Genomic DNA, 11363 nt, shown 5'->3' with positions numbered 1-11363 from the left:
CTCCTGCGACCGAATGAGTTTAGCCGAACGCTTGCAAACCAGTTTGTGCACGGCCCAATATCAGTGCATGAACGTCGTGCGTCCCTTCGTAGGTATTCACGGCTTCTAGGTTCATCACATGGCGAATAACATGGTACTCATCAGCAATCCCGTTGCCGCCGTGCATGTCACGAGCCACACGAGCAATATCTAAAGCTTTACCGCATGAGTTGCGTTTGATCAGCGAGATAGTTTCTGGTGGCAGTTGGTCTAAGTCCATTAAGCGGCCCGCTTGCAAGCAGCTCAGTAAGCCTATGCTAATGTCGGTTTGCATATCAGCCAGTTTCTTTTGAATCAGCTGGGTTGCCGCTAACGGGCGGTTGAATTGATGGCGGTCTAAGGTGTACTGACGCGCCGCATGCCAGCAGAATTCTGCTGCACCCAAGGCACCCCATGCAATGCCGTAACGCGCTTTGTTGAGGCAACCAAATGGGCCTTTCAGGCCGCTAACATTTGGCAGTAGGGCGTCTTCAGGTACTTCTACGTTATCCATCACAATTTCGCCGGTAATCGACGCACGAAGTGAGAATTTACCCTCAATTTTCGGCGCTGAAAGGCCTTTCATGCCTTTTTCCAACACAAAACCACGAATGTCGCCGTCTAACTTGGCCCAAACCACAAAAACATCAGCAATCGGCGAGTTGGTGATCCACATCTTGCTGCCTTTGAGTACATAGCCACCGTCAACTTTCTTCGCCGTGGTGCGCATGCTAGCAGGGTCAGAACCCGCATCCGGTTCGGTTAAACCAAAACAACCTACCCATTCGCCGCTTGCTAACTTCGGCAGGTACTTCATGCGTTGTTCTTCAGTACCGTAGGCATAAATTGGGTGCATCACCAAACTCGACTGCACACTCATGGCGCTACGATAACCGCTATCAACACGCTCAACCTCACGGGCAATAAGGCCGTAACACACGTGATTCACTTCTGCACAGCCATATTTTTCCGGCAACGTGGCACCTAATAAACCCAGCTCACCTAACTCGTTCATAATTTCACGATCAAAACGCTCTTCGCGGTTTGCGGTTAACACGCGCGGCATCAGCTTTTCTTGGCAATATTGATGAGCGGTATCGCGAATCATGCGCTCTTCTTCGCTGAGCATGTTGGAAAATTGGAATGGGTCTTGCCAGTCAAACGGAAAACGAGCCATGGTAAATCCTCTGTTAAATTCGTGATTCGTTGTTCGTGCGTTCGTTTCACTCACTGTTCGTCCGTGCTACGCACTATTCGAATAGCGCAGCGGACGAACAGCGAAGCGCACGAATAACGAACAACGCTTTTTATTTGTTCTCACTTTACTCTTGTTTGTTGTAAAGTTAAATCATATAAAAACTACATCAGGTATAGCTTTTAACTATGGACTTGCGCCAACTCAATTATTTCGTCGCCGTGTATGAAAACGGCAGTATTAGTGCCGCTGCGCGGGCTTGTAATGTGGCACAGCCAAGCTTGTCGAAAGCCTTGCAGCAACTGGAGGACGAGCTTGGTGTAGCGTTGTTTTCGCGGCAATCACGTGGGGTGATTGCTACCGAAGATGGCGAGCGATTGTACGGTCATGCTGGACGTATGCTCAGCCAAATGCAGTCGTTGCGGTCGTCGTTTCGGCAAAGCGTCAAGCGGGTACAGTTTCGTTTGGGCTTAATTCGCGCGCTGGGGGTGGAACGTATGAGCCAATTGTTGCGCGAGTTCAGTGCTGGGGTGGAAGGTTTAGAGCTGCACTTGGTGGAACCGGAGGATGACTCTGACGCGCGTATTATTACCCCCAAAATGCTAAAAGCCGGTGAACAGTTTCTGCCGATATGGACCGATCATTTTTTGGTTGCGCTGCCGGCTGGGCACCCGTTGGCCCTCAAACAATATCTGCAATTGGAAGATTTTGATAGGCTGGCACTCATCAAGCGAACGCCGTGTGACGCATGGTCACAGTTTTATCCAGAGTTAATTCGCAACGGTATTCAGCCTGACATCCGCGCCGATATTCACACTATTGAATATGCTCTTGGCCTTGTCTCAGCTGGCGTGGGCGCAGCCTTGGTGCCCGACTTTGAGGTACTGCGTGAACGGCAAGATGTGGTATTGCGGCCGCTTGAAAACATGACTTTGCAACGAACAATCGGGCTAGCTTATCCTCGCTCAAAATCTGGCCAACCCGCGCTCGAATGGCTGCGCAACTTGTGCCAGCAGCGCAGCCACGAGCTGCCTTAGCCTAAGTCAACATGAGGGTCGGTTTTGTTTGTGGTGTAAAACGCGCAATAAATAAATGTCATCGCCGTTTATATAGTAAGACACGACTAGGGAAATATCGGGAATAATCAAAAGCCGGCCGGGCATTCCGCTGCGACTCAGGCCTAATTCTGGATGTTGGGCGAGTAGCTCAATACGGCTAACCAGTAGGTCGTCAGCTTTATCAGCCACCAAGGGGTTAAAGTCGTAGAGAAATTTATATAAGTTCTCACGATCATTAAGGGCATCCGCTTCCCAGAAGATCATGGTTAATCCTTTTGTTTTAGCTGTTTTTTAAACGCCTGCATGTGCGCTGCAGCGTCGGCGTGAGCTATGAAGTGAGTTTTGCCATTCGCTACTTTGGCGAATGCTGAGTTTACCTGCTCGGTTAGCCATGCATCTTGTTCATTTGCGAGGCGCTGTTCAAGCGCAAGCTTTTCGGTCAACTCGCGGCAGGCATCACTTAAGGTACGCCCCTGACTTTCGGCGCGCAACTGGGCAAGTCGTTTGGTTTCTTCATCAACGCGAAACTGAATGCGAGCATCCATTGAGAGCTGTCCTTGTGTAAAATAATGCTTTTGTGCTAACAGATGTTAGCACAAAGTCAGCCGGCCACAAGTGCTGCAATACAAATTCTCTAACTCGGTACGAGTACCATGCATTCAATGGGGCACACGGGGATACAAGCGGGTTCGTCGTAAAAGCCTTCGCACTCAGTGCATTTGTTCACATCCACTACGTAGTGCTCTTTGCCCATCGAAATGGCGTCGTTTGGGCATTCGGGTACGCACATGTCGCAGTTAATGCAGTCACTTTCAATCAGCACCGGCATTTTTTACCTCCACATTTTTATCGATCACCGGAATAACTTGTTGTGGCGCTACAGTAGACAGCTTGATGAGCATGGCAAAGCTGGCGTCATGGTCATTCAAAGCTTCGGGTAAACGAACGCCAACCTGACGCCCGGCACCGGCAGCACGTGCTAGGCGCTCACCTTTGTCGTCGGCCATGGCTTGTAGGGTAAAGGTGATATTGCCCGAAGGTTTCATCAGAATCAGGGTGTCGCCCACCGCGAAAGCGTTCTTCACGTCGACGATTGCGTTTGCGCCGTCCACACTGAGTATTTCACCAACCAGTAGTTGTTCGCCGAGGCTGTGGCTCGTTTCGTAGTTTTGCGTGTCGCTCGGTACATGGCGGCGCAAAAAGCCTTCGGTAAAACCGCGGTTGGCCATGCCTTCAAGCTCGGCTAACAGCTTGCGGTTAAATGGTTTTCCGGCCACGGCGTCATCAATGGCTTGGCGATAAATTTGAGCGGTGCGGGCCACGTAATAAGGCGACTTGGTACGGCCTTCAATTTTTAACGAATGCACGCCCATTTTCGCTAAGGCGTCAACGTGCTCAATACCGCGTAAGTCTTTGGAATTCATAATGTAGGTGCCGTGCAGGTCTTCGTCCATGAGCATGTATTCGCCCGGGCGTTGCGGCTCGGTTAGCAGTACCGGTGTATCAATGGGGTTGAACTGGCCAACGGCGTCTTCTTCGGCGTCGTGAACTTGATAAGGCCAGCGGCATGAATTGGTGCAGGCGCCTTGGTTGGGGTCTCGCTTATTGAAATAGCCAGATAGCAAGCAGCGGCCAGAATAAGCCATGCACAGTGCCCCATGCACAAACACTTCAAGTTCCATGTCTGGGCAGTGTTGACGAATTTCTGCAATTTCACGCACTTCTAATTCGCGCGATAAAATAACCCGCTCAATGCCCTGCTGCTGCCAAAACTTCACGGCTGCCCAATTCACGGTGTTGGCCTGCACGCTTAAATGCAAAGCCTGCTCAGGGTAGTGCTCGCGCAGCAGCATAACAACACCGGGATCAGACACAATCAGCGCATCGGGCTTTAGCGCCACAACCGGTGCCATGTCTTCAACAAAACGCACTAGTTTGGCGTTATGCGGCGCAATGTTCACCACCACGTAAAGCTTTTTGCCGAGCGCATGAGCCTCGTCGATACCTTGCTTCAAGCGTGGTATATCAAATTCGTTGTTACGAACGCGCAAGCTATAGCGTGGTTGGCCGGCATAAACGGCGTCTGCGCCGTAAGCAAAGGCAAGACGCATGGCTTTTAAACTGCCGGCGGGACTCAATAATTCAGGTGCTGGATACTGCATAAAACCTACAAGCGGGTAAGCGAAAATGGTGGGTATTTTATACCTTGCTGACACCGCTTATATTGATCGTGGTCAAGCTTTCTGCGAAGTCACTCAGGCGTTTAGTACGACTGTTTTCCGGTAACCAAACATCAATTAAATAGGCGTTGTCATGGTCGGCCCAAGCTTTGGCGAAGCTTTCTAAAAAGCTTTCTGCGTTATGTGCGCGCAGGCTTTCAATACCCATTGCTTTGGCAAGCTCAGGGTAATGCCACTGCTGCAATGCGGTGCATTTCAACGTTGGAGAAAAAGCCGCAATCATGTCCCATTTGTGATTGTTCAAAAGCACCACAATGGGTTTACAGCCATAGCGTAAACAATGACCGAGTTCGAGGCCGGTCATCAAAAATGCACCGTCGCCAACTAAAATAATGGGGCGCCGGCGCGTGGCGACAAACACCCCTAACGCAGCGGGTACGGAATAACCCATAGAGGCGTAATAGGCTGGCGCCAGAAAGTCGGTTGGGCTAGCTTGCAGCGAGGCGAACAGGCAATCACCCACATCGCTAATCAGCGGCACGAGTGCGCGCTGTTGAGACAGTTGTTGGTGCATGACTTGCACAACACTATCGGCATTAAATTCGTTTGATGGTGAAACCGCCATTGGCGATATATCACGTGTTTCAAATAACGGTAAAGGCTCGCTAGCTAAACGCGCGCACCATGCTTTGAGCGACTGGGTCGGGAAATCAATTCGGTAAAAATGTGCGGCGTTTATGAGCTCGCGGTGCGCACTAAAGTTACTGTCGGTATAAACCACACCAAATGCAATAATCAGATCAGCTTCATACAGTAACTGGCTAGCTCGAGTTTGCGTGTCGCCGCAAAATACGCCGGCATAACAACTGTGCGATGGGCTGACTGTCGCACGCCCAAGCAAGGTAGTTACTACCGGAATATTAAACTGCTCTGCAAAGCGCTCTAGCGCTCTTTGAGCGCCACTTCGGCGCACATTAATGCCGCTTAAAATAACCGGTCGGCGCGCGGTGGTTAATGCCGTGGCAAGTTGGCGGTATTGGTTCTCATGAATAGGCGGGTTGGCAAACTCGATGCTCATGTTTGGCATCGTCGGCAAGTCGAAATTGGTGGCATCGCGAGGTACCTCGATAATCACCGGGCGCGATTTTTGCCGACACATTTGTAACGCAAAATTGATATTTTCTATGGCCGTTTCTGGGTTGTCTAACCGTACCTGTGCACAGGTAATTTCACTAAAAATTGCGCGTTGCGAGTCGACAGTTTTTGCTTGATGGTGAATTTGCAGACCACTGTTGATTTCTTTTTGGCTCGGATAACCAGCCAAAATAATCAATGGCACGTATTCTTCATAGGCTTGCGCAACGGCATTCACACCATTTAGAGCGCCCGCGCCATAAGTAAGTGCTACTGCCGTGGGGCGATTGGCCGCTCGTGCGGCCGCGTCGGCTGCGTAGACAACCGCCGGTTCATGGGTCATATAGTAAAATGGCAGGGCATCGGGTTGTTCTTGCAGCTGTTGTAGCAATGGCAATATAAAGTCACCTGGAATGCCAAACAATTCCTGTACGCCTTGATTGCGCAAGGCTTGAGTGAGAAGTGCGCCTAATTGCATGATGGCCCCCAAAGAACATAAAAAAACGACCCAACAGTGTGGGCCGTTTTTTCATGGAAAGCCTTGATGCGAATCAATAACTCTATTGGTCTTGGTTGACCATCCAAACCGCAGCTTCAACGCGAGAGCGCAAGCCTAGCTTTTTCAGTAAGTGCTTAACGTGTACTTTCACGGTGCCGTCGGAAATATCCAGTTCACGGGCAATAACCTTGTTGCTCATGCCTTTGGCAATTAATTCCAAAATTTCACGTTCGCGGTTGGTTAAGCCGTCTAACTTGCTCTTAGTTGGCGCAGAAGGTCGGCGCAATGCGGTTGCCAGAACTTCTGTAATGGCCTCGCTGAGTACCATTTTACCTTCAATAGCACGCGAAATTTGCTCCAGCAGCATTTCTGGGTCCATGTCTTTTAACAAATAACCATCGGCGCCGTTGGTAATGGCGGTAACCACGTCTTCGTCGGCATCGGACACAGTGAGCATGACAATACGCGAGGTCACACCGTTATCGCGCATACGTTTTAAGGTTTCTAGGCCATCCATGCCTTGCATGTTCAGGTCTAGAATAATTAAATCGGGGTCGAGCTCCTCAGCTTTGACCAATGCATCGGCACCGTTGCTGCATTCGGCAATAACTTCAAGACCGTCTTCCAGCGAAATCAATTGTTTAAGGCCTTTGCGCAAAAGCGGGTGGTCATCCACAAGCATAATGCTAGCTGGGCTGTCCGACATGTCGTGCTCCTTGTTCTTGTTTTCTTGCGTATTCTTTAAGGTATCTCAGTATCTATTGCGCTGTATTCTTACACAATGTCGTTGTTTAGGGTACAGCTTAGCGCAAACTACCTCATTTGGGGTAGTTTTGGCTGCCCATTCTGCGTTGCCGATTATCACTCTCGCTGAATTGTTGTCTTGCGCCAGATCACGCATAGTTTACTCACTAGGAAACCTTAAGGAGTGGCGTGTGAACACGGTACGGGTATCATCAACGGTCGATAAACCAACAGCAATCAATTTGATTGTTGGCATGGCGCTGTGGATGAGCTTAAGTGTGCTGGTGGTGCAACTATTTACCGTTGACGCTGGGTTCACGTTTGCGCAATTGTACCGACTACTCGCTATTTCTGGGTTAAGCGCCACCATTTGGCACTTTGTGTTCTTTTGGTTAGGTGAACGCGCCATGCAAGCGCGTTTTATTTACTTAACCACTGCCGCCTTGGTTATTCCGGCCGGCATGACCATTTGGGTATTCACCAACCCACCCCTTTCGTATACCGAGTTGCAGTGGCTAGCTGCCGCGTATGGTTTAGGTGGCGCTCAATTCATTGCATTTACTCGAAGCGAAAAAGTCGATACCAGCGGTATTGGCTGGACCTTAGCCGTTAACGCCGGTGTGGCAGGTATTGGCATTGTCATTGCCCAAGCGGCCTTGCCGTATTTAACCACGATTGACTTATTTGGTATGGCAAGTGGCGCATCGTGGACCACGGTGCACGGTAGTGGCGATATTGTCGGCGTTATTGCGCCAGGCGCTAAGCTGTGGCTTGGCAACAGTGGCTGGTTAACCATTGCTGCCATTATTCTAGCCACCGTAACTTGGCAGCTTGCGCGCCCAAGCGCATCGCCTCAAGCGCCGTTAGGTAGCGTGACCAACCGCGATCATTACGCCGCTATTTTGCGCAACAAACACACTTGGCTTATGACGCTACTATACGTCATGGCATTTGGTTCGTTTATTGGTTTTACCATTACCTTTCCGTTAAGCCTGCAAACATTTAGCACCACTTATTCGCCAAGCGCGCTAACCTACGCCTGGATAGGGCCGCTGTTAGGTGTTTTAGCAAGGCCTTTTGGCGGTTGGTTAGCTGACTTATTTGGCGGTGCAAAAGTAACGCTGTGGTGTGCCATTGTGTTAGCGCTGAGCTGTGTAGCGGCTGGCGTCATTACCTACAATGCCATGAATAGCCCGTTGCCAGAGCAGTGGTTTTTGGGGTATTTATTGGTTTTCTTGGTTATTTTTATTGCCACCGGCGCAGCAAGTAGCGCAATTTTCCGTAGCGTCAGTGTGGTGCTGCCGCTTGATCAGCTGCCGTTGGCACTGCGTTGGCTAACCACCATTGCAACCGCTGGCGCGGCTTATATTCCAACCCTTTGGTATGTGAACAGCACTACCCAAACACCGGCCTATGCGCTGTTTGTGTTCGCCGCTTTTTATGTGGTGTGCGCGGTGCTGGTCAGCTACATGTACTTGCGTAACCGCGCCGAATTTTATAACCCATAAAATTAGGCTTACGGGTATTTCACTGTTATAGCTGAGGTGGCCAATGCCTTTATCAAACTGCAGCGCTAACAAGTACATGTCATCGTCAATGACACAGGGTTATCATGGGTTGTCACCGAACAACTCACGTAGCTCGTCAAGCTGTGGCACATCTTTGGTTTCTTCGATAATGGCGATACGCAATTGCAATAAATCTAGGTATTTACGTAAATACTTAATCCCGCCGGTAAACGTGCCTTTCTCCATTGCGATGATTTGATTGCGACTCAGGCCGGTGCGTTCACTTACATCAGCCTGCGTCCAACCGCGAGCTTTGCGTTTACGCTCAAGTAATGCGCCACCGTACCATTGCACTAGGTACTTTGAGTTTGTTGGCTGAACTGTATACACAAGCATCTCTCAAAACCGCAAAAAGTTAATATATGTTACCTTTTAACGGTTATCAAGGCTGTTTGTAAATATATATTAACTTTTAGGCGGGGTATGGCTCGCTTTGTCGTTCAAGTATGTATTGCGGGGTAAACTCGAAATACACACCGGTACCGCCCTGTTTTCTGCGCTCAATACGAATATGACCACCCAAATGGCGGCTTCGTTCTTGCATGATCGCGAGGCCGTAATGATTCAGCTTCTCAGCATTTTCTGGAATACCGACGCCGTTATCTTCAATACTCAAATGAATGCCGTTTTCCGCATCTTGCGACAGCTGCACCACCACGTCAGAGCCTTGGCTGTGGTGAATGGCGTTCTGGCAAGCCTCACGAATTATTTGCAGCAAATGAATTTCTTCATGCGGCACTAACGGCGTGCTTTCTAATTGATAGTCCAAACGGAACGCAATGTCAGACTGCTCGCTAAATTGACGAATCGTGGTTTGCAGTGCATGTAGCAACCCGGCGCCGTCAACTTTCAAACGGAACGTGGTTAATAATTCGCGTAACTGACGGTAAGCTGCATTGAGGCCTTCTTTTAGCTCTTCGGCAACGTCTTCAATCACTTCGCGATTATCTTTTTCAATGGCTTTATTCAGCCGCGTAACCTGAATCTTCAAGTAAGATAATGCCTGCGCCAACGAGTCGTGTAGTTCACGCGCGATAACCGTGCGCTCTTGAATAAGTGCTAAGCGACGCACTTGTTCTTCTTCTTGCTTCAAGCTTAAGGCCACAGCCAACTGGTCAGCCACCGACTGTATTAACTGCTGTTGCCAATCGCTGATCTGCTCAGAGAGCGGGCAGCGCGCGACCACCACACCATAGTTGTGATCTTCGCGCTCAATGGTGAAGCGATAAATACGCTGGCCGTCTTGTACCGACACCCCGCTACCGGCATTCACGCACTGGCTGCAATCCACCCCTTCGCACGGGTCTTCTGGCGCACCCACAGGCTGTACTTGTAAATAAGGTTTATTGCCAGCTTCAGTAATTAAGCAAAGCTCAATATCGTCAACTTCAGAGGCAACCTTCAAGCCATTTACTATTTCTGTGAAGTCGTGGTAACCGGGCGAATGCTCGATGATCATGCGGGCCGTGTCGTACAGAAATTGTAGTCGTACGTTTGATTGTTGAATGGCACGAGTTTGCTCATCAACTCGCTTTTCTAAGTTGCCGTACATAAAGCCAATGGCTTCGTTCATTTTGTTCAAAGTGCTAGCCAACACGCCCAGTTCGTCTTTCATCGGGTGTTTTACCCGCGCGGTAAAGTCGCCTTGCCCAATGCGCCGCGCAGCTTGCGTGAGCACCTCGAGCGGATAGCGGACGCGGGTACGTAGCCAGTAAAAAATGACAAATGCTAAACCAATACTGGTGAACAAACTTAATACTTGAATAGAGCGAATAGAGCGAATGCGCTGTTCGGCGTCTTGTTGAATAGCACTCACAAAGGTATTGATTTGATCAATTTGTGGCTGAATTTCTACCATCAGGTTGTTTGCAGGTATAACGCCTTGCTCTACGCGCTGCTGAAACGCTAGCCAGTTAGCTTGGGTGTTTTGGTATAACGCCGTTAGCTCGCTCTGCTCGTGTTCAAAGCGATTAAATACACTGTGATTCCAGCTGTCCTTTAGGGCTTGTGCCACCGCAGGTGCCTGCTCAGGCGAGTGCATCACGTGCCAGCTGTATTGGTAAGCCTGATAACGCAATGAGCCGGCAACGTTAATGGCCAGCGCATCGTGGTCGGCCTTTTCCGAAAGCCAATACGACGCCAAAAGCGTCAAAATGGTTAGGGCAACCATTGCACTCAGTGCAATACCGATACGTGTGACAATAGAAAATTTATTCATAAAGCCTTATTTCAAGAGCACCCGCGCCATTCGCTTGGTGGTTTTAAATCGTTAGCTGTATAGTTTACAGCCAAATCATTAGATGTGCGAATAAGGAGTACGCCATGGAGCATGAATTTTGGCACGAGCGGTGGAAGAATCGAGAAATTGGCTTTCATCGTAACGATGTGCACCCGTTGTTAACTCAGCATTTCAAGCCGATAGCCAAGCCGGGCGTGACGGTTTTTGTGCCACTGTGCGGCAAGTCGCTCGACATGAAATGGCTGCTTGAACAGGGTTATCAAGTACTCGGAATCGAACTGAACCAGTCGGCTATTGAAGAATATTTTGCTGAGCAAAACCTCACGCCAAGTGTGCATCAAGAAGGCCCTTTCCAAGCTTACCGAGCGCCGGGCATTACCTTATATCAAGGTGACTTTTTTGAACTAACAGCCAAGTATTTGCAAGGCGTAAACGTTTGGTACGATCGCGCAGCTATGGTGGCGTTACCACCAACCATGCGCACGGCTTATGTCGAACATCTTTTGAAAATTTTACCGCAACATAGCCATGGCCTGCTCGTTACTGTGGAGTACCCCGAGAACTATTGGAAAGGCCCACCATTTTCTATTTCTGAGCAAGAGGTTATGAGCGCGTATAGCTCGATGTTTACTGTAGAAGCATTGTGCACAAATTCGGGCTTTACACTGAATGGCGATTCGCAGGTTAGTGAATATTGTTATAGGCTTAAACGTTAAAACATCGTCTTA

At 49.5% G+C, this 11363-nt stretch carries 12 protein-coding genes; 3 read left to right on the top strand and 9 right to left on the bottom strand.

The features are described 5' to 3' along the window. Positions 1 to 19 precede the first annotated feature (19 nt). Positions 20 to 1195, bottom strand: a complete 1176-nt coding sequence (locus BM334_RS10515) for an acyl-CoA dehydrogenase (protein WP_092841517.1) — start codon at positions 1193 to 1195, stop codon at positions 20 to 22. A 206-nt stretch (positions 1196 to 1401) separates the two neighbouring features. On the opposite strand from BM334_RS10515, the gene BM334_RS10510 reads away from it, so the two are divergent. Further along, the gene (locus BM334_RS10510) at positions 1402 to 2250 is read left to right on the top strand and encodes a LysR family transcriptional regulator (RefSeq protein WP_092841515.1); all 849 of its coding nucleotides are present in this window, start codon (positions 1402 to 1404) and stop codon (positions 2248 to 2250) included. A gap of 6 nt (positions 2251 to 2256) precedes the next feature. Here the strand turns inward: BM334_RS10510 and BM334_RS10505 are convergent, their stop codons facing one another. From BM334_RS10505 to narL, 6 genes are all read right to left on the bottom strand, one after another. Beyond that, entirely contained in the window at positions 2257 to 2535 is a 279-nt protein-coding gene (locus tag BM334_RS10505) for a type II toxin-antitoxin system RelE/ParE family toxin (protein WP_092841513.1), read from the bottom strand. 2 nt (positions 2536 to 2537) lie between these two features. Beyond that, entirely contained in the window at positions 2538 to 2816 is a 279-nt protein-coding gene (locus BM334_RS10500) for a damage-inducible protein J (protein WP_092841511.1), read from the bottom strand. A gap of 89 nt (positions 2817 to 2905) precedes the next feature. Beyond that, complete coding sequence (locus BM334_RS10495) at positions 2906 to 3100, bottom strand: YfhL family 4Fe-4S dicluster ferredoxin (RefSeq protein ID WP_092841509.1); 195 nt, start codon at positions 3098 to 3100, stop codon at positions 2906 to 2908. Further along, the gene (gene trhP, locus BM334_RS10490) at positions 3084 to 4433 is read right to left on the bottom strand and encodes a prephenate-dependent tRNA uridine(34) hydroxylase TrhP (protein ID WP_092841508.1); all 1350 of its coding nucleotides are present in this window, start codon (positions 4431 to 4433) and stop codon (positions 3084 to 3086) included. The genes BM334_RS10495 and trhP overlap by 17 nt, the downstream gene beginning before the upstream one ends. A 37-nt stretch (positions 4434 to 4470) precedes the next feature. After that, the gene (locus BM334_RS10485; RefSeq protein WP_092841506.1) at positions 4471 to 6063 is read right to left on the bottom strand and encodes a thiamine pyrophosphate-binding protein; all 1593 of its coding nucleotides are present in this window, start codon (positions 6061 to 6063) and stop codon (positions 4471 to 4473) included. Between the two features lie 82 nt (positions 6064 to 6145). Next, a complete protein-coding gene (gene narL / locus BM334_RS10480) occupies positions 6146 to 6790 on the bottom strand; it encodes a two-component system response regulator NarL (protein WP_092841504.1) in 645 nt (214 codons plus the stop codon). Between the two features lie 229 nt (positions 6791 to 7019). Between narL and BM334_RS10475 the strand changes: the two genes are divergently transcribed. Further along, the gene (locus tag BM334_RS10475; RefSeq protein WP_092841503.1) at positions 7020 to 8336 is read left to right on the top strand and encodes an MFS transporter; all 1317 of its coding nucleotides are present in this window, start codon (positions 7020 to 7022) and stop codon (positions 8334 to 8336) included. Positions 8337 to 8438: 102 nt separating this feature from the next. On the opposite strand, the gene BM334_RS10470 is transcribed toward BM334_RS10475, so the two are convergent. Both BM334_RS10470 and BM334_RS10465 read right to left on the bottom strand, forming a co-directional pair. Further along, positions 8439 to 8726, bottom strand: coding sequence for a helix-turn-helix domain-containing protein (locus BM334_RS10470; protein WP_157981865.1), 288 nt, complete (start codon positions 8724 to 8726; stop codon positions 8439 to 8441). An 82-nt stretch (positions 8727 to 8808) separates the two neighbouring features. Next, complete coding sequence (locus tag BM334_RS10465; protein ID WP_092841500.1) at positions 8809 to 10614, bottom strand: ATP-binding protein; 1806 nt, start codon at positions 10612 to 10614, stop codon at positions 8809 to 8811. Between the two features lie 104 nt (positions 10615 to 10718). Between BM334_RS10465 and tmpT the strand changes: the two genes are divergently transcribed. Next, on the top strand, positions 10719 to 11351 hold the full coding sequence (gene tmpT / locus BM334_RS10460; RefSeq protein ID WP_092841498.1) for a thiopurine S-methyltransferase: 633 nt from the start codon (positions 10719 to 10721) through the stop codon (positions 11349 to 11351). The last annotated feature ends 12 nt before the right edge of the window (positions 11352 to 11363 follow it).

It is taken from the genome of Pseudidiomarina donghaiensis (assembly GCF_900116895.1).
In the GTDB taxonomy this organism is placed as follows: domain Bacteria; phylum Pseudomonadota; class Gammaproteobacteria; order Enterobacterales; family Alteromonadaceae; genus Pseudidiomarina; species Pseudidiomarina donghaiensis.
The sequence above is the reverse complement of the archived record's forward strand: the minus strand, read 5'-3'. Positions and strand labels throughout refer to the sequence as shown.